Source organism: Streptomyces sp. ASQP_92 (genome assembly GCF_025399895.1).
Classification (GTDB): domain Bacteria; phylum Actinomycetota; class Actinomycetes; order Streptomycetales; family Streptomycetaceae; genus Streptomyces.
Genome location: NZ_JAODUA010000013.1, coordinates 169,868 through 190,184, shown reverse-complemented (window position 1 = coordinate 190,184; position 20,317 = coordinate 169,868). Strand labels below are relative to the sequence as shown.

At 72.6% G+C, this 20,317-nt stretch carries 19 protein-coding genes; 16 read left to right on the top strand and 3 right to left on the bottom strand.

The features are described from left to right. From N4G70_RS25385 to N4G70_RS25370, 4 genes are all read left to right on the top strand, one after another. The gene (locus N4G70_RS25385) at positions 1-1,371 is read left to right on the top strand and encodes an aldehyde dehydrogenase (protein ID WP_261715019.1); all 1,371 of its coding nucleotides are present in this window, start codon (positions 1-3) and stop codon (positions 1,369-1,371) included. 6 nt (positions 1,372-1,377) lie between these two features. After that, positions 1,378-2,193: a 3-oxoacyl-ACP reductase gene (locus tag N4G70_RS25380; RefSeq protein WP_261715018.1), complete on the top strand. Its 816-nt coding sequence runs from the start codon at positions 1,378-1,380 to the stop codon at positions 2,191-2,193. An 88-nt stretch (positions 2,194-2,281) separates the two neighbouring features. Beyond that, a complete protein-coding gene (locus N4G70_RS25375; protein WP_399036782.1) occupies positions 2,282-3,595 on the top strand; it encodes an HAD family hydrolase in 1,314 nt (437 codons plus the stop codon). 23 nt (positions 3,596-3,618) lie between these two features. Continuing rightward, positions 3,619-4,536 carry a DUF2510 domain-containing protein gene (locus tag N4G70_RS25370; protein ID WP_261715016.1) on the top strand — a complete coding sequence of 306 codons (918 nt, stop codon included), beginning with the start codon at positions 3,619-3,621 and terminating at the stop codon, positions 4,534-4,536. A gap of 57 nt (positions 4,537-4,593) precedes the next feature. Here N4G70_RS25370 and N4G70_RS25365 read toward each other — a convergent pair whose 3' ends face one another. Then, on the bottom strand, positions 4,594-5,796 hold the full coding sequence (locus N4G70_RS25365; protein WP_261715015.1) for an amino acid deaminase/aldolase: 1,203 nt from the start codon (positions 5,794-5,796) through the stop codon (positions 4,594-4,596). A gap of 194 nt (positions 5,797-5,990) precedes the next feature. Here N4G70_RS25365 and N4G70_RS25360 point away from each other — a divergent pair, with 194 nt between their 5' ends. From N4G70_RS25360 to N4G70_RS25350, 3 genes are read left to right on the top strand one after another with little or no spacing between them, the layout of a single operon-like run. Further along, the gene (locus N4G70_RS25360; RefSeq protein ID WP_261715014.1) at positions 5,991-7,046 is read left to right on the top strand and encodes a hypothetical protein; all 1,056 of its coding nucleotides are present in this window, start codon (positions 5,991-5,993) and stop codon (positions 7,044-7,046) included. Next, complete coding sequence (mycP, locus tag N4G70_RS25355; protein ID WP_261715013.1) at positions 7,043-8,386, top strand: type VII secretion-associated serine protease mycosin; 1,344 nt, start codon at positions 7,043-7,045, stop codon at positions 8,384-8,386. The genes N4G70_RS25360 and mycP overlap by 4 nt, the downstream gene beginning before the upstream one ends. A gap of 49 nt (positions 8,387-8,435) precedes the next feature. Continuing rightward, the gene (locus N4G70_RS25350; protein ID WP_261715012.1) at positions 8,436-9,164 is read left to right on the top strand and encodes an SseB family protein; all 729 of its coding nucleotides are present in this window, start codon (positions 8,436-8,438) and stop codon (positions 9,162-9,164) included. 44 nt (positions 9,165-9,208) lie between these two features. On the opposite strand, the gene N4G70_RS25345 is transcribed toward N4G70_RS25350, so the two are convergent. Next, positions 9,209-9,568, bottom strand: coding sequence for a DUF1844 domain-containing protein (locus N4G70_RS25345; protein WP_120725041.1), 360 nt, complete (start codon positions 9,566-9,568; stop codon positions 9,209-9,211). A gap of 372 nt (positions 9,569-9,940) precedes the next feature. Between N4G70_RS25345 and infC the strand changes: the two genes are divergently transcribed. The 9 genes from infC to N4G70_RS25300 all read left to right on the top strand — a co-directional run bounded on the left by infC (position 9,941) and on the right by N4G70_RS25300 (position 20,003). After that, a complete protein-coding gene (gene infC, locus N4G70_RS25340; RefSeq protein ID WP_261715061.1) occupies positions 9,941-10,609 on the top strand; it encodes a translation initiation factor IF-3 in 669 nt (222 codons plus the stop codon). A 104-nt stretch (positions 10,610-10,713) separates the two neighbouring features. Next, positions 10,714-10,908 (top strand): 50S ribosomal protein L35, encoded by a 195-nt coding sequence (gene rpmI / locus N4G70_RS25335; protein ID WP_053723558.1) that lies wholly within the window; start codon positions 10,714-10,716, stop codon positions 10,906-10,908. Between the two features lie 104 nt (positions 10,909-11,012). Continuing rightward, entirely contained in the window at positions 11,013-11,396 is a 384-nt protein-coding gene (gene rplT, locus N4G70_RS25330) for a 50S ribosomal protein L20 (protein WP_003970214.1), read from the top strand. Positions 11,397-11,879: 483 nt separating this feature from the next. Continuing rightward, positions 11,880-12,734, top strand: a complete 855-nt coding sequence (locus tag N4G70_RS25325; protein WP_261715011.1) for an RNA methyltransferase — start codon at positions 11,880-11,882, stop codon at positions 12,732-12,734. A gap of 66 nt (positions 12,735-12,800) precedes the next feature. Then, a complete protein-coding gene (locus tag N4G70_RS25320; protein ID WP_261715010.1) occupies positions 12,801-13,913 on the top strand; it encodes an ATP-binding protein in 1,113 nt (370 codons plus the stop codon). 147 nt (positions 13,914-14,060) lie between these two features. Then, on the top strand, positions 14,061-15,182 hold the full coding sequence (pheS, locus tag N4G70_RS25315; RefSeq protein ID WP_261715009.1) for a phenylalanine--tRNA ligase subunit alpha: 1,122 nt from the start codon (positions 14,061-14,063) through the stop codon (positions 15,180-15,182). After that, positions 15,182-17,710, top strand: a complete 2,529-nt coding sequence (gene pheT / locus N4G70_RS25310) for a phenylalanine--tRNA ligase subunit beta (RefSeq protein ID WP_261715008.1) — start codon at positions 15,182-15,184, stop codon at positions 17,708-17,710. Before pheS ends, pheT begins: the two co-directional genes overlap by 1 nt. 364 nt (positions 17,711-18,074) lie before the next feature. Next, entirely contained in the window at positions 18,075-19,415 is a 1,341-nt protein-coding gene (locus N4G70_RS25305) for a transcriptional regulator (protein ID WP_261715007.1), read from the top strand. A 51-nt stretch (positions 19,416-19,466) separates the two neighbouring features. Next, the gene (locus N4G70_RS25300; RefSeq protein ID WP_261715006.1) at positions 19,467-20,003 is read left to right on the top strand and encodes an NUDIX domain-containing protein; all 537 of its coding nucleotides are present in this window, start codon (positions 19,467-19,469) and stop codon (positions 20,001-20,003) included. An 11-nt stretch (positions 20,004-20,014) separates the two neighbouring features. On the opposite strand, the gene N4G70_RS25295 is transcribed toward N4G70_RS25300, so the two are convergent. Continuing rightward, a complete protein-coding gene (locus N4G70_RS25295) occupies positions 20,015-20,272 on the bottom strand; it encodes a hypothetical protein (RefSeq protein WP_261715005.1) in 258 nt (85 codons plus the stop codon). Positions 20,273-20,317: the final 45 nt, after the last annotated feature.

The window sequence follows — 20,317 nt, the reverse complement described above, 5'->3', positions numbered from 1 at the left end:
GTGTCCACCGCATACGAGCTTCGGGTGCTCAACCCGGCCACCGAGGAGGTGATCGCGACCGTCCCGGGTGCCACTCCGGCCGATGTGGACGCCGCGGTCGTACGGGCCCGGGCCGCCCAGCACCGGTGGGCCGCCGCGGCCCCCGCCGACCGGGCCCGCCTGCTGCGCCGCTTCGCGGCCCTCGTCGACGAACACGTCGAGGAACTGGCCCAGTTGGAGGTGCGCGAGGCCGGCCACACCATCGGCAACGCCCGCTGGGAGGCCGGCAACGTCCGCGATCTGCTGGACTTCTCGGCCGGGGGAGTGGAGCGGCTGAGCGGCCGTCAGATTCCGGTCGCGGGCGGCCTCGACATCACGCTGCTCGAACCGCTCGGCGTGATCGGCGTCATCGCCCCCTGGAACTTCCCGATGCCGATCGCCGCCTGGGCGACCGCCCCGGCGCTCGCGGCCGGCAACGCGGTGATCCTCAAGCCCGCCGAGACCACCCCGCTCACCGCCCTTCGCCTGGCCGAACTCGCCCTGGAAGCGGGGCTCCCCGAGGGCCTGTTCCAGGTCCTGCCGGGGGCGGGCGACATCGCGGGGAACGCGCTCGTGGAACACCCCGGCGTCGCCAAGATCGTCTTCACCGGCTCGACCCGCGTCGGCAAGCAGATCATGGCCGCGTGCGCGGACCGCGTGAAGCGGGTCACCCTCGAACTCGGCGGCAAGAGCCCCAACATCGTCTTCGCGGACGCCGACATCGAGGCGGCTGCGGCGGCCACCCCGATGTCCTTCCTCGACAACTCCGGCCAGGACTGCTGCGCCCGCACCCGCATCCTGGTCCAGCGCACCGCGTACGACCGCTTCATGGAGCTGCTCGGCCCCGCGATCGAGCGGATCGTGGTCGGCGACCCGTCCGACGAGAAGACGCAGATGGGCCCGCTCATCTCGCGCGTCCAACTGGAGCGCGTGCGCTCCTACGTCGCCGACGACGCACCGGGCGTGCGCGGCAGCGCGCCCGAAGGGCCCGGGTTCTGGTTCCCGCCGACCGTCCTGACCGGGCTCGACCCGGACGCGCCCGCCGCCGTCGAGGAGGTCTTCGGCCCGGTCGCGGTCGTGCTGCCCTTCGACGACGAACAGGACGCGGTACGGCTCGCCAACGCCACCGACTACGGGCTCTCCGGGTCGATCTGGACCCGGGACGTGGGGCGCGCGCTGCGCGTCTCGCGGGCCGTGCAGGCGGGCAACCTCTCCGTCAACTCCCATTCCAGCGTGCGCTATTCGACCCCCTTCGGTGGCTACAAGCAGTCCGGCCTCGGCCGCGAGCTCGGCCCCGACGCCCTCACCGCTTTCACCGAGACCAAGAACGTCTTCATCAGCACGGAGGCCTGAGCACCCATGACCGACGACACCGCAACGACTTCGGGGGGCTCCCCCCAGACCCCCGTCTGCCGCCGCCTGGTCGGCCGCACCGCCGTCATCACCGGAGCCGGCAGCGGCATCGGCCTCGCCACCGCCCGGCGCCTGGCCGCCGAAGGCGCGAACGTGGTGTGCGGCGACATCGACGAACGCGCCGGAAAGGCGGCGGCCGAAGCCGTCGGCGGCACCTTCGTCCAGGTCGACGTCACCGACCAGGAGCAGGTCGAGGCCCTCTTCAAGACGGCCTTCGACACCTACGGCAGCGTCGACATCGCGTTCAACAACGCGGGCATCTCGCCGCCCGACGACGACTCCATCCTCACCACCGGGCTCGACGCCTGGCGCCGCGTCCAGGAGGTCAACCTCACCTCCGTCTATCTGTGCTGCAAGGCCGCGCTGCCCTACATGCAGCGCCAGGGCCGGGGCTCCATCATCAACACCGCCTCGTTCGTGGCCATCATGGGCGCGGCGACCTCGCAGATCTCCTACACCGCCTCCAAGGGCGGCGTGCTCGCCATGTCCCGCGAGCTCGGTGTGCAGTTCGCCCGCGAGGGCATCCGCGTCAACGCGCTGTGCCCGGGCCCGGTCAACACCCCGCTGCTCCAGGAGCTGTTCGCCAAGGACCCGGAGCGCGCGGCGCGCCGCCTCGTGCACATTCCGGCGGGCCGGTTCGCCGAGGCCGACGAGATCGCCGCCGCCGTCGCCTTCCTCGCCAGCGACGACTCCTCGTTCATCAACGCCACCGACTTCCTGGTGGACGGCGGCATCTCCGGGGCGTACGTCACCCCCCTCTAGAGTCCTCCACCCCCGTTGTTCACCCGGGGGTCACCCACCCGGCAGCCGGGCGTCGCACGACGCCCGGCTGTCCTGTCTACCGTCCGCGATGATCCACCGACGACAGGAGTCCTCCAGCGTGTCCACGTCCAGCACCGCCCGGCGACTGCCGGTCCTCGCCGCGGCCCTCTCCCTCGCCGCCGCCGGCCTCGCCGCCGCCCAGCCCGCCGAGGCGCGGACGCCCCACTGCCCCCAATTGACCATCTCCGCAGGGTGGTACGGGGACAACCAGACCCGCCTCCAGGAGCTGATCGACACGTACGGGACGTGCGGTGCGGGCGCGGGCCACGGCAAGAAGCCGGTCGCCGTCTTCGACTGGGACAACACCGTCGTCAAGAACGACGTCGGCGACGCCACGATGTACTGGCTGCTGCGCCACTCCAAGATCCAGCGCCCGGTGCGCGGCGACTGGCACACCACCAGCCGCTATCTCACCGACGACGCGGCGGCGTCCCTCGCCACCGCCTGCCCGGCCGGCCGCTCCACGACCCTGCCGACCGCCACCGACACCCGCTGCGCCGACGAGATACTCGCGGTCTACGGCGAGGGCAGGACGGGCAAGGGCGCCCCCGCCTTCGCGGGTTACGACCGCCGCACCATCGAGCCCTCCTACGCCTGGCTCGCCCAGCTCCTGCACGGCTGGTCCCCGGCCCAGGTCAGGGCCTTCGCGAGCGCGGCCCGCGCCGAGAACCTCAACGCGCCGGCGGATGCCGTCCAGACCGTGGGCAGCAACACCAAGGCGACGGCCTGGGTGCGCTACTACGACCAGCAGCGCGATCTGATCCGTACGCTCAAGAAGGCCGGCTTCGACGTCTGGATCACCTCGGCCTCGCCCGAGCCCGTCGTCGACGCCTGGGCACGCGGCGCGGGCGTCGACCCCGACCACGCGATCGGCATCCGCTCCACCACCGAGCACGGCCGCCTCACCTCGCACCTCAAGGGCTGCGGCGCCGCCAAGGACGGCGACGACTCGATGATCACCTACATCGACGGCAAGCGCTGCTGGATCAACCAGGAGATCTTCGGCGTGCGGGGTGCCGCCGCCGAGAAGGTCCAGCCCGCCGCCAGGCGCCAGGTGTTCGCGGCCGGCGACTCCGACACCGACGTCTCCTTCCTGCGCGACGCCACCGGGCTGCGGCTCGTCCTGAACCGCAACAAGAACGAGCTGATGTGCCGGGCGTACGACGACAGCGACGGCCGCTGGATCGTGAACCCGATGTTCATCGAGCCCAAGGGCCGGAAGGCGGCGCCCTACCCCTGCGCCACCACCGGCTACACCGACCACGACGGCACCCCGGCCCCGGTGCGCCGGGCCGACGGCTCGGTCGTCCCCAACCAGCGGGACTCGGTGTACGGGGGCTGAGCACGGGTCCTAGGGTGTGGGCCATGAGCATGACGACCCCGCCCGGCTGGTACCCGGATCCGGGCGCGCCCGGCACCGAACGCTGGTGGGACGGCGCCGCCTGGAGCGCCCACACCCGGGCGGCCGGTCAGGCCTTCGGGCTCGGGCAGCCGGTCACGGCGGTGACCGCGCCCGCGGCGCGACGACGCCGCCCGCTGGTGGCGGCCGGCGTGGCCGCCGCGGTCCTGGTGGCCGCGGTCGCCACCGGGCTCGCGCTCCTCGGCGACACGGACGACGAGCCGGGCACCACCGGCACGACCAGGAGCGCGACCGCGCCAGTGGTCGTCAACTCGCCCTCTACATCCGCGAGTTCGGCTCCCTCGGGTGATCCGCACACGCTGGTCGACCAGCTCAACGGCATCACCCTGCCCATCCCGGACGGCTGGGAGAGGTCCGACGACATGGTGGGCGGCCTCGTCACCATGGCGACGAAGGACACCTATGACTGCCCCGGCGGCTCGGGCTTCTGCCACCACGGCAAGGCCACCACGTCGACGGCCACCGCGACCGACCTCAAGACCGCCGAAGCCGTCGCCAAGAACGACATCGCGGACGCCGCCGACGACGCCTACGACCACGACGCCGTGGGCACCCGCCTCTACAACGGCATCACCGCGCATCACGAGGTGAAGTCCGGCCCGGTGGCGGTGGACGGCCGCACCGGATACCTGGTGCGCTGGCAGGTCAAGACCGGCTCGGGGCCCGGCGGTTACGTCGAGTCGCTCGCCTTTCCCTCCACGGTGGGCAGCGAGGCGATGGTCATCGCGCGGTTCGCCTTCGACGCGGGCCCCGGCGGGCCGCCGCTCGCCCTGATGGACACCATCACCCGCGGCATCGCGCCGATCGGCGGTGGCGGAACGAACGGCGGAGTCGGCACCAGCCTGCCCCCGCCGTCCCTGTGACCGGCCGGGCCCCAGGAAGGTGCGGCCGGGTCCCGTGGCACGAGGCGACCGCGCGGCCTACAGGAAGGTGCGGCCCTCGCCCCGGTACGTCGGTACGGTCGCCGTCACCCGGTCACCCTCGACGAGGCTCAACTCCTCGAAACGCTCGCACAGTTCGCCCGCCTTGGCGTGCCGGAACCACACCTTGTCGCCGATCAGCAGGTCGTCGGCGGCGGACCCGAGCAGCGGGGTCTGCACCTCGCCCGCGCCCTCCTGCGCGTCATAGCGCAGTCCCTCCGGCAGATACGGCACCGGCAGCCGGTCCGCGCCCGGCGCACCCGACGCGGGATAGCCCCCGCCCAGCACCGTGACGACGCCGACGCCCGGCCGGCGCACCACCGGCTGGGCGAACAGCGCGGCCGGACGCCCGCTGAACGACGTGTAGTTGTCGAAGAGGCGCGGCACATACAGCCCCGAACCCGCCGCGATCTCGGTCACCGCCGCCTCGGCCGCGGTGTGCTGCACACTGCCCGTGCCACCGCCGTTGACGAACTCCAGGTCCGGCACGACCGCCCGCACCGCACGCACCACCTCCGCGCGCCGCGCCGCCAGCTCCTTGCGCGCCGCGGCCTGCATCAGACGGATCGCCCGCGAGCGCAGCGGACTGCCCGCCACCGCGTCCCCGACCCCGGCGACGTGACCCTCGTACGCCATCAGACCCACCAGCCGGAACCCGGGCCGACGGGCCACCGAGCGGGCCAGGTCCGCGAGTTGGGCCGGAGTGCGCAGGGGGGAGCGGCGGGCCCCGACGCGCACCCGGCCGCCGAACAACTGGAGCGAGGTGTCCAGCTCCAGACAGACCCGCACCTCCAGGCCCTCGCGCTCGCGCGCCCGGTCCACGAGGTCGAGCTGCGCGGGATCGTCCACCATCACGGTGACGGCCCCGGCCAGCTTGGGGTCCGAGGTCAGTTCGGCGAAGTGGGCCCGGTCGGCGGACGGATAGGCGAGCAGCACGTCCTCGAACCCGGCCCGCGCCAGCCACAGCGACTCGGCGAGCGTGAACGACATGATCCCGGCGAACCCGGGCCGGGCCAGCACCCGCTCCAGCAGAGCCCGGCACCGCACCGACTTGCTGGCCACCCGGATCGGCTTGCCCGCCGCCCGGCGGACCAGGTCGTCCGCGTTGGCGTCGAACGCCTCCAGGTCGACGATGGCCACGGGCGCATCGAGATGAGCGGTCGCCCGGTCGTACCGGGCGCGGTCAGCGGCGCGGGGTGTCATGGCGGAAGCCTGCCAGAACGGGTTACCACAAGGTAGGGGAGGGCGGGGGTGGATGTGGGAAGCGGTGGCGGGCGGCCGGGACCGGTACGGATGCGGATCCCGGCCGGTCTGCGTTCGCCCGGGAGCAGCCCGTAGAGTGACGCCCTGGCGGTAACGGGCTGAGCTGGACGGCAAGAGGGGCACGAGGGGGGCGGATGACCACCGACGCACGACCCCCGAGCTCCCCTCAACTGCCGCCGCCCGCACCGGAATCCCCGCCCTTCGAGCCCCCCGCCGCGGGCGCCCCCGCGCCGTCGTCCGACGAGGCGGCGGACCGCCTCCGCTCCGCCCTCGACCTCATCGATCCGGGACCGGTCCTGCCGAACACCCCCATATCGCCCACGCCTTCGGCCCCGCGCCCTCCCGCGATACCCCCGCCACCCCTCGCTCCGCCGAGGCCCCTGCTTCCCCCGGAGCCGCTGTCCGACGAGCCGGGCCCGCTGCGGCCGGTGCCCGCGCGCCGGCCCGGACGCGTGGCGGCCGCGATGATCTGCGTGGTGCTCGGCACCGGCCTGATCGGCGGGGCCGCCGCGGGCACCTGGCTCGACCAGGACTCCGACGGGCCCACCGCCACCAGCACCTACACGGCCGCCCGTGACCTGTGGCACAGCGTGCCCGTGGATACCCTCTTCCCGCGCACCATCCGGGGCACCGGCGCGGGCCCCGGGGGCGCCGACCGCGAGTGGACCCGCGTCGGGGTCGCGCCGGACAGCGGCTGCGCGGAGGCGCTCGACCCCCTGTTGCTGAAGGTGCTCGAACCGGTCGGCTGCGCCCGCATGGTGCGCGCCACCTACACCGACGCCACGCACAGCGGCGTGACCACCGTCGGCCTGGTCTTCACCCGTGCCGAACCCGCCGCGATGGCCGCCCTGGCGAACCGGTTCAGCACCGAGAAGCTGGGCGCCCGCTCCGATCTGATGCCGCGGGCCTACCCAGTCAAGGGCACCGAAGCCGCCGCGTTCGGCGACAAACAGCGGGCGAGCTGGACGGTGCGGGTCCTCACCGACGCCCCCGTGGTGGTGACCGCCACCTCCGGCTTCGCCGACGGCCGCCCGTTCGCCGCCCCCCAGTCCGCCGAGCAGGCCACGGCCGGCGGTGCGAGCGGACCCGTCGCGGAGTCGGGCCTCGGCCACGACGCCAAGGGCATCGCCGACAACGTCGAACGCGGCCTGCGCAAAAAGGCCGCCGCAAGCCCGGAGCCCGCCCCATGACCCGACCGCCCGAGCCCGCGCCCCTCGCGACCGCGCCGACCGGCACCGGGCCCACCGGCACCGCGACCGCGCCCACCACGACCGCGCCGACCGGCACCGGGCCCACCGGCACCGCGACCGCGCCCACCACGACCGCGCCGACCGGTGCCGCCCTCCCCGGCCCCCGCCCGCGCCGCGCCGCCGCCCTCGTCTCCGTCGCCGTGCTCACCCTGCTCCTGTCCGCCGCGCCGGCCCGCGCCGACGGCATCCGGGACCGGCAGTGGGAGCTGGGCGCCATGCACACCGAGCAGGCGTGGCGTACGACCAGGGGCGGGGGTGTGACCGTCGCGGTCCTGGACACCGGGGTCGACGGAAGCCACCCCGACCTCGCCGGGCAGGTGCTGCCCGGCAACGACCTCATCGGGTTCGGGGCCGGGCAGGGCAGCCGCGACTGGGCCCGGCACGGCACCGCCATGGCCGGCATCGTGGCGGGCCACGGCCATGGCGCCGGGAACCGCGCGGGAGTGCTCGGCATCGCCCCCGACGCCAAGATCCTGCCGGTCCGGGTCATCCTGGAATCCACCGACCCGGCCCGCAAGCAGGCCCGCGAGACCAAGGGCGGCGCCCTGGCCGCGGGCATCCGCTGGGCCGCCGACAACGGCGCCGACGTCATCAACCTCTCGCTCGGCGACGACAGCGAGTCCGCCCACCCCGAGCCCGGCGAGGACGCCGCGATCCAGTACGCGCTCGGCAAGGGCGCCGTCGTCGTGGCCTCCGCGGGCAACGGCGGCGACCAGGGCGACCACATCTCCTACCCGGCCGCCTACCCCGGCGTCATCGCGGTGGCCGCCGTCGACAAGAACGGCACCCACGCCTCGTTCTCCACCCGGCGCTGGTACGCCACCGTCAGCGCCCCCGGCGTGGACGTCGTCATAGCCGACCCGGACCGCAAGTACTACGAGGGCTGGGGCACCAGCGCCGCCTCCGCGTTCGTCTCCGGCGCCGTCGCCCTGATCCGCGCCGCCCACCCCGGCCTCACCCCGGCCCAGATCAAGCAGCTCCTCGAGGACACCGCCCGCAACGCCCCCGAGGGCGGCCGCGACGACGCCCGCGGCTACGGGATGATCGACCCGGCCGCCGCCCTCACCGCCGCCGCGAAGCTGAAGCCCGCGGGGCTGCGCCCGGAGTCGGCGGCGTACGGCACGACGTACTTCGGGGGCGGCCCGGACGCGCCCGTCGCCTCCGACGACCCGGCGGACTGGCTGGCCCCTCTCTCGGCGGGCGGCGGCGTCCTGCTGCTCGGCGCCGGGGTGGCGCTCTGGCGCTCCACCCGGGTCAGGACCCCGCGCGAATGGCTCTGAGCCGACGGGCCGCGGCGGGGCCGCGAAAGGGCCCGGTTAGGCTCGTGACGTGGCGCTCAAGAACATTCCGGATTCCGGCTTCTCCGACGACGACGGCACTGCCGCCCCCGAACTGACCGAGGCGCTGGCCGCCTGGGCGAAGGACCGATCGGCCGAGCCGCGGGTGCTCGCCGCCCTGCGCACGGCCCGGCTGCTCGTGCCCGTGGTGGCGATGCTCGGCGAGAGCGAGATCGACGAGAACGGTCTGAAGCGCGAGAAGACCAGCGACATGGCGGTCCCCACCCTGAAGGCGGGCGACCGCACGGCCCTGCCCGCGTTCACCTCGATCGAGGCGCTGGCGCTGTGGGACCCCGAGGCCCGGCCGGTCGCCGTACCGCTGCACCAGGCGCTCGCGGCCGCCGTCCACGAGAAGGCGGACACCGTGGTCATCGACCTCGCGGGCCCGGTGGCGTACGAACTGAGGGGTGCGGCCCTGCTCGCCCTCGCGGAGGGACGCGACAGCGCGGACCCGCTCCGGGACCCCTTGGTGATCGAGGCGGTGCGCTCGGCGGTGGCGGCCGTACCCGCCGTGGTCCGCGCCCATCTCGGCCCCGGCAGCGCGGACGGCACGCTCGCCCTGGTCCTGGCCGACGGCGCGGCGCCCGCCGATGCGGGACGCCGGGTGGCCGAGCTGCTCGCCGCCGACGAGACCCTGCGGGCACGGCTCGTGGCGGGCCTCGACCTCGCCCTGCTGCCGCCCGGGGCCCCACAGCCGAACGAGCCGCTCTTCACCCGGTGAGGTGAGGAGCGGCTCGTTCGCCGGAACCGGAAGGGGAGGCGGGCTCAGCCGAAGACGGCGCCCGTGTACTTCTCGCCCGGCCCCTGGCCCGGCGCGTCCGGCACGATGGACGCCTCGCGGAACGCGAGCTGCAACGATTTGAGGCCGTCCCGCAGCGGAGCGGCGTGGAACGACGAGATCTCGGTGGCCCCGGCGTCGAGGAGCCCGGCCAGGGCGTGCACCAGCTTGCGGGCCTCGTCGAGGTCCTTGTACTGGTCGCCCTCCTCGGTCAGACCGAGCTTCACGGCGGCGGCGCTCATCAGGTTCACGGCGACCGTCACGATCACCTCGACCGCGGGAACCTCCGCGATGTCGCGGGCCATGGTGTCGAAGTCTGCGGTTTCATTGGGGGGCGTCTCACTCATGCCCACACGATATGCGGTGCGCGCGCCCCCTCTTCCCGCGCACTCGATTAGCCCCTCTGTCCGGTTGCTGCTAACCTTGTGTAACGACCGGCCAGGCACGTGTGCCCGGCCCACAAGTGGAGGCTCCGATCTCCCACCCGACCACCCTCACGGGAGGCGGGTCTTCCGGTCAGGTGGCCCCCATCGTTCCGTACGGACGATGGAGCCGCCCGATGTGCGCCCCGCGGTGGACCGCGGCGGTGTTCCGGTTTTCTTGGAGCCCCGCCTGTGTCCGTCCGGGGCATTTTTTGTGCCTCCAGGCGGTTGGTCATGTCACTAGAGACATACGCGGCTGTCCCCCAGACAGTCGTGTGGTGCTACTGAGGAGGATCCATCAGCGCCGAGCCCCGCATCAACGACCGGATTCGCGTTCCCGAGGTCCGACTTGTCGGCCCCAGCGGCGAGCAGGTCGGAATTGTTCCGCTTGCCAAGGCCCTGGAGCTCGCCCAGGAGTACGACCTCGACCTGGTCGAGGTCGCGGCGACCGCCCGTCCGCCCGTGTGCAAGCTCATGGACTACGGGAAGTTCAAGTACGAGTCGGCCATGAAGGCCCGTGAGGCGCGCAAGAACCAGGCGCACACGGTCATCAAGGAGATGAAGCTCCGGCCGAAGATCGACCCGCACGACTACGACACCAAAAAGGGTCACGTCGTCCGGTTCCTCAAGCAGGGCGACAAGGTCAAGATCACGATCATGTTCCGTGGTCGTGAGCAGTCCCGGCCGGAGCTCGGCTACCGACTGCTCCAGCGCCTCGCTTCGGACGTGGAGGACCTCGGCTTCGTCGAGTCCAGCCCGAAGCAGGACGGCCGAAACATGATCATGGTCCTCGGTCCGCACAAGAAGAAGACCGAGGCGATGGCCGAAGCCCGCGAGGCCCAGGCGGCCCGCAAGGCGGAGCGCCAGGGTCTGTCGGCCACGTCGGACGAGTCCGTCGAGGACGAGTCCGTGGCCGAGGCGCCCGCCGCCGAAGCCGTGGCCGAGGAACACCCCGCCGAGGCCTGATTCCGGGACAGCCCGTTCCGGATATCAATCCGATACATATGACGCTCCCGAGCGCCGGTCTCCGGACCGGCTGGGAGCGCCACTGACGAGGAGATAACGGCGCTATGCCGAAGAACAAGTCGCACAGCGGTGCCAGCAAGCGCTTCAAGATCACCGGCTCCGGCAAGGTGCTCCGTGAGCGTGCCGGCAAGCGCCACCTGCTCGAGCACAAGTCGTCCAAGAAGACCCGCTCGCTGACGGGCACGGTCGTTCTGGCCCCGGCCGACGCCAAGAAGGTCAAGAAGCTTCTCGGCAAGTGACGTTCCTCCGCCTCCGCTCGCCGGAGGCGGAACGTCGAGACCGGGACCTATTCGATTTCGGGTCGTGTGAGTCCAACCACGGCCCCGCTACAAGGAGTTAACAAGTGGCACGCGTCAAGCGGGCAGTCAACGCCCACAAGAAGCGCCGGGCAATTCTCGAGGCGGCCTCCGGCTACCGCGGTCAGCGTTCGCGCCTGTACCGCAAGGCCAAGGAGCAGGTCACCCACTCGCTGGTCTACAACTACAACGACCGCAAGAAGCGCAAGGGCGACTTCCGTCAGCTGTGGATCCAGCGCATCAACGCCGCTGCCCGCCAGAACGGCATGACCTACAACCGCCTCATCCAGGGTCTGAAGGCCGCCAACATCGAGGTGGACCGCAAGATCCTCGCGGAGCTGGCCGTCAACGACGCCAACGCGTTCGCCGCGCTCGTCGAGGTGGCCCAGAAGGCCCTCCCGAGCGACGTCAACGCCCCGAAGGCCGCGTAAGCGCCTGACGGCTGGTTGAGCCGGACCGGACCCGCAGGCCGCTGGCCTGCGGGTCCGGGTGCGTTGCGGGCACCTGCGGGGGCTGTGCCCCCGAGCCCCCTCCTGGGACCGCGCCCCGAGGAGGCCCTTCCGGGGCCGCGCCCCTGGACCCTGCTTCGGGGTTGCGCTTCCCGGCTCCCTCTTCGGGGGCGTTCCGCCCTGACCCCCGTTTATGTCTGCTATGTCTGCGGGCCGTGGTCGGTTCTCGCGCGATTCCTCGCGCCCCTGAACCCGTCGACGTCTGCGGGTCGTAGGCGGCTGGTCGCGCAGTTCCCCGCGCCCCTGGAACCCGTTGACGTCTGCGGGTCCTGGGTGGCTGGTCGCGCAGTTCCCCGCGCCGCTCAGCCCCCTCTTGGGGGCGGGTCGAGGTTCCGCGCCTCCGCAACCCGCTTACCTATGCCGGCCCGCCCCTGGACCCACCCCCCTCGTAGAGAGACCGCCTACATGCCCACCCCCGAGCTGATCTCCCCGCGCTCCCCCCGCGTCGCCGCCGCCCGGCGGCTCGCGCGGCGTAATTTCCGGGGGAAGGAGCGCCGGTTCATCGCCGAGGGGCCGCAGGCCGTCAGGGAGGCCGTGGGGCATCGCAGTGGTGGTGAGGCCACGCTCGTCGAACTGTTCGCCACCGTCGAGGCCGCCGAGCGGTACGCCGACATCGTGGCCGCCGCCCTCGACGCGGGGGCGCGTGTCCACTACGCCGACGACGAGGTGCTCGCCGAGGTCTCCCAGACCGTCACCCCGCAGGGCCTGGTCGGCGTCTGCCGCTTCCTGGACTCGCCGTTCGAGGAGATCCTCCGCGCCCGGCCCCGGCTCGTCGCCGTGCTCGCGCACGTGCGCGACCCCGGGAACGCCGGCACCGTACTGCGCTGCGCGGACGCCGCCGGCGCCGACGCGGTCGTCCTCACCGACGCCTCCGTCGACCTGTACAACCCCAAGTCCGTGCGCGCGTCGGTCGGTTCGCTCTTCCATCTGCCGGTCGCCGTGGGCGTCCCCGTGGAGCAGGCCGTCCAGGGCCTGAGGGACGCGGGCGTACGCATCCTGGCGGCCGACGGCGCGGGCGAGGACGACCTCGACGCCGAGCTGGACGCGGGCACGATGGGCGGCCCGACCGCCTGGATCTTCGGCAACGAGGCCTGGGGCCTGCCCGAGGAGACCCGCGCGCTCGCGGACGCCGTGGTGCGCGTGCCCATCCACGGCAAGGCCGAAAGCCTCAACCTCGCCACCGCCGCGGCCGTGTGCCTCTACGCCTCCGCTCGTGCGCAGCGTGCTGCCGGAGGGTGCCGCTCCGTGACCTCCTCCTAGTAGTGTTGCGGGCCCGGGGGCCCACTCAGCGCTTCGGGGAGGTGGGATAGGGGGATGGCTGTCGGCATGAGCAGCAACGGCAACAGCACCGCGCTGTGTCCGTCCGGCGGTCCTGACGTCCTCGGCTTCGACCCCGACGACCTGCCCGACGGCATCGTGGTCGCCGACGACACGGGCCGGGTCATCTGCTTCAACGCCGCCGCCGTCCGGATCACGGCCATCGCCAAGCACGAGGCGATCGGCTTCCCGCTGGAGCGGGCCCTGCCCCTGGAGGACCTCAAGGGACGTCGCTGGTGGCAGCTCACCGACCCCTACGGCGGCCTCGCCATCCGGGTCGGCCAGCCCGAGCGCAATCTGCTGCTGCCCGGCGGACGCGAAGTGCTGGTCTCCGCCCGCTACGTACGCGAACGCCCCAGGGGACCCGTGCGCCGGGTCGTGGTCAGCCTGCGCTCCACCGAGGCCCGGCGCCGCACCGAGCGTTCGCACGCCGAGCTGATCGCCACCGTCGCCCATGAGCTGCGCTCTCCCCTGACCTCCGTCAAGGGCTTCACCGCGACGCTGCTCGCCAAGTGGGAGCGGTTCACGGACGACCAGAAGCGGCTGATGCTGGAGACGGTCGACGCCGACGCCAACCGCGTCACCCGGCTCATCGCCGAACTCCTGGACATCTCGCGCATCGACTCGGGCCGCCTCGAAGTGCGCCGCCAGCCGGTCGACATCCCGGCCGCCGTCGGCCGCCACCTCCAGGCCCACGTCGCCTCTGGCCAGACCCCGGACCGCTTCCTGGTGCGCGTCCAGCGGCCGCTGCCCGATCTGTGGGCCGACCCCGACAAGATCGACCAGATCCTGGGCAACCTGCTGGAAAACGCGGTGCGCCACGGCGAGGGAACCGTCACCATTGAGGTGGCGTCCGCGCCGGTCCGTATCGACGAGCACGACGAGAAGGGAACGGCCGTCACCGTGAGCGACGAAGGTCCCGGCATCCCCGAGGAGTCGATGGGCCGTGTCTTCACCCGCTTCTGGCGGGGGAGCAAGCGCGGCGGGACCGGGCTCGGTCTGTACATCGTCAAGGGCATCGTCGAGGCGCACGGCGGCACCATCGCGGTCGGGCGGGGCCCCGGCGGCGGCGCCCAGTTCCGATTTATCCTGCCCGTCGGCGCTCCGGCGTATCTCCAGTAGATCGCCCTCCGAGCCGCCCACGGGCGCACTCGCCTTCCTTCACCCCGTTAGACTCGACTTTTGGCGCGTTTGTGTCCGCGCGCTATCGCGGTATCGCGTCGCGGTCGCGGGGACCCCCAGCCAAGACAATCGGAAGCACGGGAAGAGATGTCGGCACCCAATAAGTCGTACGACCCTGTTGAGGTCGAGGCGCTGAAACCGGAAGAGATCGAGCGCATGCGGGACGAGGCGCTCGCCGCCTTCGCCGCCGCCGGCGACCTCGACGCGCTCGCCCAGGCGAAGACCGCGCACACCGGTGGCACCTCACCCCTCTCGCTCGCCAACCGCGAGATCGGCGCGCTGCCGCCGCAGGCCAAGGCCGCGGCCGGCAAGCTCGTGGGCATGGCCCGCGGCGCCGTGAACAAGGCCCTGGCCGCCCGCCAGGCCGAGCTGGAGGACGAGCGCGACGCCCGGGTCCTGGTCGAGGAGGCGGTGGACGTCACCCTGCCCCACGACCGTGTACCGGCCGGCGCCCGCCACCCGCTGACCACGCTCTCGGAGCGCATCGAGGACGTCTTCGTGGCCATGGGCTACGAGGTCGCCGAGGGCCCCGAGGCCGAGGCCGAGTGGTTCACCTTCGACGCGCTCAACATCGGCCCGGACCACCCGGCCCGCACCGAGCACGACACCTTCTTCGTGCAGGGCCAGGACAACTCCGCCAACTCCGGCGTCGTGCTGCGCACCCACACCTCGCCCGTGCAGATCCGCTCCCTGCTCCACCGCGAGCCGCCGGTGTACGTGATCTGCCCCGGCCGGGTGTACCGCACCGACGAGCTGGACGCCACGCACAGCCCGGTGTTCCGCCAGGTCGAGCTGCTCGCCGTGGACGAGGGCCTGACCATGGCCGACCTGAAGGGCACCCTCGACCACATGGTCAAGGCGCTGTTCGGCGAGGGCATCGAGACGCGGCTGCGGCCGAACTTCTTCCCCTTCACCGAGCCGTCCGCCGAGATGGACATGGTCTGTTACGTCTGCCGCGGCGCGTCCGTCGGCAACCCGGACCGTCCCTGCCGCACCTGCTCCAGCGAGGGCTGGATCGAGCTCGGCGGCTGCGGCATGGTCAACCCGAAGGTGCTCACCGCCTGCGGTGTGGACCCCGAGAAGTACAGCGGATTCGCCTTCGGCTTCGGCATCGAGCGCATGCTGATGTTCCGCCACAACGTAGAAGACATGCGAGACATGGTCGAGGGTGACGTTCGGTTCACCCGGCCGTTCGGGATGGAGATCTGATGCGGGTCCCGCTTTCCTGGCTGCGGGAGTACGTCGACCTCCCCGCCACCGAGACCGGCCGCGATGTGCAGGCCAGGCTCGTCGACGCCGGCCTCGAGGTCGAGACCGTCGAGCAGCTCGGCGCCGGGCTCAAGGGCCCGCTCGTCGTCGGCAAGGTCCTCACCATCGAGGAGCTGGAGGGCTTCAAGAAGCCCATCCGCTTCTGCACCGTGGACGTCGGCGCGGCCAACGGCACCGGTGAGCCGCAGGAGATCGTCTGCGGCGCCCGCAACTTCGCCGTCGGCGACAAGGTCGTCGTGGTGCTGCCCGGCGCCGTGCTGCCCGGTGACTTCGCGATCGCCGCGCGCAAGACGTACGGCCGTACCTCGCACGGCATGATCTGCTCCAGCGACGAGCTGGGCATGGGCCCGGACCCGACCGGCGGCATCATCGTGCTGCCGCCGGAGCACGAGGCCGGCACCGACGCCATCGCGCTGCTCGAACTCGTCGACGAGGTCCTGGACATCGCGGTCACCGCCAACCGAGGCGACTGCCTGTCGGTGCGCGGCGTCGCCCGCGAGACCGCCATCGCCTACGGTCTGCCGCTGCGCGACCCGGCCCTGCTCGACGTGCCCGCGCCCAACTCCTACGGCTACCCGGTCAAGGTCGCCGACCCGATCGGCTGCGACCGCTTCACGGCGCGCACCGTGACCGGTCTCGACCCCGAGGCCCGCTCCCCGATCTGGCTCCAGCGCCGACTCCAGAAGGCCGGGATGCGCCCGATCTCGCTGGCCGTCGACATCACCAACTACGTGATGATCGAGCTGGGCCAGCCGCTGCACGCCTACGACCGCACCCAGGTCGACGGCCCCATCGGCGTGCGCCGCGCCGAGGCGGGCGAGGTGCTGACCACGCTGGACGGCACCAAGCGGACGCTGGACGCCGCCGACCTCGTCATCACCGACAACCGGGGCCCCATCGGCCTCGCCGGCGTGATGGGCGGAGCCAACACCGAGATCGCCGACTCCGTCACGGACCCCGAGACCGGTGAGGTCAGGGGCACCACCGAGGTCGTCATCGAGGCCGCGCACTTCGACGCGGTCGCCATCGCCCGCACCGCGCGCCGCCACAGGCTGAGCTCCGAGGCGTCCAAGCGCTTCGAGCGCGGTGTCGACCCGCAGGCCGCGGCGGCCGCCGCCCAGCGGACCGTCGACCTGCTCGTGCTGCTCGCGGGCGGCACGGCCGAGGCCGGCGTCACCGAGATCGTCTCGCCGTCCGCGCCGCGCACCATCTCCATGCGCGCCGACCACCCGGACCGCGTCGCGGGCATCGAGTACGGCCGCGAGACCGTCGTACGCCGCCTCCAGGAGGTCGGCTGCGACGCGTACGGGCAGGACGAGCTCGTCGTGACCGTGCCGTCCTGGCGCCCCGACCTCACCGAGCCGAACGACCTGGCCGAAGAGGTCATCCGCCTGGAGGGCTACGCCAACCTGCCCTCCACGCTGCCCAAGCCGCCCGCCGGACGGGGTCTGACGGAGCGTCAGCGCCTGCACCGCAGGGTCGGCCGGGCGCTCGCCGGGGCCGGGTTCACCGAGGCGCCGAGCTACCCGTTCGTCGCCGAGTCGGTCTTCGACCAGCTCGGTCTCGACAAGGACGACGCCAACCGCGACGTCGTGAAGCTGGTCAACCCGCTCAGCGACGAGGAGCCGGCGCTGCGCACCACGCTCCTTCCGGGGCTGCTTGCCACGCTGCGCCGCAACGTCGGCCGCGGCAGCCACGACCTGGCGCTCTTCGAGACGGGCCTGGTCTTCCACCCGTCGCCGAACCCGGGCGTCGCGGCCCGGCTGCCCGTCGACCGCCGCCCCACCGAGGCGGAGATCGCCTCCCTGGACGCGGTGCTGCCCGTGCAGCCGCGCCACGTGGGCGCCGTCCTGGCCGGTGCGCGCGAGCAGGCCGGCTGGTGGGGCAAGGGCCGCCCGGCCGACTGGGCGGACGCCGTCGAGGCGGCGCGTGCCGTGGCCGCCGAGGCGGGCCTCGAACTCGCCGTGGAGCAGGGCCAGTACGGCCCCTGGCACCCGGGCCGCTGCGCCGAGCTGTATGTGTTCCCCGGCGGCGCGAAGACCCTGGTCGGGCACGCCGGTGAGCTGCACCCGCGCGTCGTCAAGGCGTTCGGGCTGCCCGCCCGGAGCTGCGCGATGGAGCTCGACCTCGACGCCCTGGAGCGGGCCGTCGACGGGGTGGTCCAGGCGCCGCGCATCTCCTCCTTCCCGGTGGCGACCCAGGACGTGGCGCTCGTCGTCGACGCCTCGGTGCCGGCCGCCTCGGTGGAGCACGCGCTGCGCTCGGGGGCCGGTGAACTCCTGGAGTCCATCCGCCTGTTCGACGTGTTCAGCGGCGAGCAGATCGGCGAGGGCAAGAAGTCGCTCGCCTATGCGCTGCGGTTCCGCGCGGCCGACCGGACCCTGACCGTCGAGGAGGCCTCGGCCGCCCGCGACGCCGCGGTCGCCCGCGCCGGTGAGGAAACGGGCGCGGTGCTGCGCGGGGCGTGATCCGCGCCGCGAGAACGCGCTGAGAGGGGCGCACCGGGAACGTCCGGTGCGCCCCTCTCGGCGTGGGTGAACGGGCCGTACCACCAAGCCCGTCGGGGCCGGAGGCACACCGCGCGATGAGGCGCCGTTCGCCCTGCCGGGAGTGCCGGGCAGCGCGGACAGGGCGGACGGCGCCGGGAGCGGGCCGCCGCACTGTACGAGGGGGAGCAGGCGGCCCGTTCGCCTCAACGGGAGGCGGTTCAGAGTCAACCGACTGGGGACGCTCACGGGCAGAGAGCGCGGCGCGTAAATGCGGGTACTCGCTTCACACCCCGTGTGAACCGCCCTCGATTACGCTGGCCGCACCGAGCCGACGGAGGGCCCCATGCAGCCCAACACCCTGCTCGACTCCCTGGTGGACGAGGCGGGGATCTCCCACGCCGGGCTCGCGGCCCGGGTGAACCAGGCGGGACGTGCCAGAGGTCTCGCACTCAGATACGAACACACCGCGGTCGCCCGGTGGTTGAAGGGCCAGCGGCCGCGCGGTCAGGTGCCCGACCTGATCTGCGAGGTGCTGGCGGGACGGCTGCGCCGGCGGGTCACCCTCGACGACATCGGCCTCGGAGTGCCGGGCGGGCCGGCCCCCGTGCACGGCTCGCCGCTCGCCGGGTTCGTCGAGCGCGCCACCGCCCTGTGGCGCTCGGACGAACAGCAGCGCACCCACATCCTCGACGCCCCGGCCGTCACCGGAACCCCGGCCGTGATGCCCGTATGGGAGTGGGAGAACCCGCCGGAGGATACCGACGTGTCCCGCGACGGGCAGACCGCGGTGAGCGAGTCCGACATCGAGATGCTGCGCTCGGCGCGTGAGCACTACGAGTTGATGTACCGCAAGGCGGGCGGCATCGCGACCCGTTCGCGCATCGTGGGCTTCCTCAACGCCGAGACCGCCCCGCTGCTGCGCGGCGGCTACACCGACGCCACCGGGCGCCAACTCCACCGCGCCACCGGCGGGTTGGTGGCCGTCGCCGGGATCTGCGCGTACGACTCCAACGCCCAGGGTCTGGCCCAGCGCTACTTCCACCAGGCGCTGCGGCTCGCGAAGGCCAGTGGTGACAGGGGACTTGGGGCCTATGTCATCGCGCTGCTCGTCAACCAGTCCCTGTTCATGCGGGACTACCGCCAGTCGGTCGCCTTCGCGGAGGCGGCGCTGCGGGCTGCGGGCGGCCGGCTGAGCCCCGCGCTCGCCGCCGATCTGCACGCCATGCAGGGCAAGGCGTACGCGCATCTGGGAGACGGGCACAGCGCGCTGTCCTCGATCAGGAGCGCGGAGTCGGCCGCCGGGCGGATCAGGCCGGGCGAGGAGCCGGCCGAGACCGGCTATGTCCAGCCGGGCCTGGTCAACGTCCAGGTGGCCGAGGCCCTGCTCAGTCTCGGCGATCTGACGGCCGCGCGCGAACAGGCCGCGCTCGCGGCCGAGGAGCCCTGCCACGACAGGGGCAGGGTGCACCGCCTTGCGATGCTCGCCCAGATCGAGCTGCGGCAGGGCGACGCCGACCGGGCCGTGGCCACCGCGGTCGAGATGGCGGAGCGCGCCCGGGGGATGGAGTCGCAGCGATTGCGTGACCGGCTGCGCCTGGTGCGCGAGCACCTGATCGAGAGCGGTTGCGCGGGCGCCGACGAGGCCGCCGAGCTGATCGACGGGGCACTTCGCGTTCCCCTGTAACCGTCAGCCTGCTGCGATATTGCCATCTACTTGTCGGAAGGTGGCAGAAACGTGCAGTGGACGAACCTGAACGAACAAACCGTGTATGAGAATCGCTGGTTTCGGGTCAACCTCGCGGACGTAGCGCTTCCGGACGGGCGACACCTGGACCACTTCCTGATCAGGCTGCGGCCGGTCGCCGTCGCGACCGCCGTCAACGCCGCCAACGAGGTGCTGCTGCTGTGGCGGCACCGCTTCATCACCGACAGCTGGGGCTGGGAACTGGCCGCCGGAGTCGTCGAGGACGGCGAGGACATCGCGGCCGCCGCCGCCCGGGAGATGGAGGAGGAGACCGGCTGGCGGCCGGGACCGCTCAAACCCCTGCTCACCGTCGAGCCCGCCAACGGGCTCATCGACGCCCGGCACCATCTGTTCTGGTCCGAGTCGGCCGAGTACATCGGCCACCCCCAGGACGACTTCGAGTCGTCCCGCCGTGAGTGGATACCCCTCAAGCTGGTGCCCGACATGGTCGCCCGAGGGGAGGTCCCGGCCGCCAACATGGCGGCCGGACTCCTCCTCCTGCACCATCTGCGGCCGGCCGACGGCTGACCGCGGCGACCCTAGTGACCCAGGGCCTGCCACAGGGCGAGCGAGAACGCGCCCATGGCGGTCAGCACGGTGAGGGCGGGGAGCGGCCACCTCAGGTGTTCGAGGGCCGCCACCCGTCCCGCCGTCTCGGTCAGTTCACGCTCCGTCTGCTCGCCCCGCTGGGCGAGCAGCGCGAGCTGACCGTCCATGTGGGCCATGCCGACTTCCAGACAGCGGCGTAACTCCGCCAGTTCGTCGACGCTGGTCGAATGTCCCGAGTGGGTGGACACGGTGTGGCTCCTTAGTCCTGTTCCGGACGTGCCAGGAATGTGCTG

Coding starts and splice junctions, on each gene's coding strand:
- N4G70_RS25380 (WP_261715018.1), top strand. CDS start 1,378: ATGACCGACGACACCGCAACGACTTCGGGGGGCTCCCCCCAGACCCCC.
- N4G70_RS25375 (WP_399036782.1), top strand. CDS start 2,282: ATGATCCACCGACGACAGGAGTCCTCCAGCGTGTCCACGTCCAGCACC.
- N4G70_RS25370 (WP_261715016.1), top strand. CDS start 3,619: ATGAGCATGACGACCCCGCCCGGCTGGTACCCGGATCCGGGCGCGCCC.
- N4G70_RS25365 (WP_261715015.1), bottom strand. CDS start 5,796: ATGACACCCCGCGCCGCTGACCGCGCCCGGTACGACCGGGCGACCGCT.
- N4G70_RS25360 (WP_261715014.1), top strand. CDS start 5,991: ATGACCACCGACGCACGACCCCCGAGCTCCCCTCAACTGCCGCCGCCC.
- mycP (WP_261715013.1), top strand. CDS start 7,043: ATGACCCGACCGCCCGAGCCCGCGCCCCTCGCGACCGCGCCGACCGGC.
- N4G70_RS25345 (WP_120725041.1), bottom strand. CDS start 9,568: ATGAGTGAGACGCCCCCCAATGAAACCGCAGACTTCGACACCATGGCC.
- rpmI (WP_053723558.1), top strand. CDS start 10,714: ATGCCGAAGAACAAGTCGCACAGCGGTGCCAGCAAGCGCTTCAAGATC.
- N4G70_RS25325 (WP_261715011.1), top strand. CDS start 11,880: ATGCCCACCCCCGAGCTGATCTCCCCGCGCTCCCCCCGCGTCGCCGCC.
- N4G70_RS25320 (WP_261715010.1), top strand. CDS start 12,801: ATGAGCAGCAACGGCAACAGCACCGCGCTGTGTCCGTCCGGCGGTCCT.
- pheS (WP_261715009.1), top strand. CDS start 14,061: ATGTCGGCACCCAATAAGTCGTACGACCCTGTTGAGGTCGAGGCGCTG.
- pheT (WP_261715008.1), top strand. CDS start 15,182: ATGCGGGTCCCGCTTTCCTGGCTGCGGGAGTACGTCGACCTCCCCGCC.
- N4G70_RS25305 (WP_261715007.1), top strand. CDS start 18,075: ATGCAGCCCAACACCCTGCTCGACTCCCTGGTGGACGAGGCGGGGATC.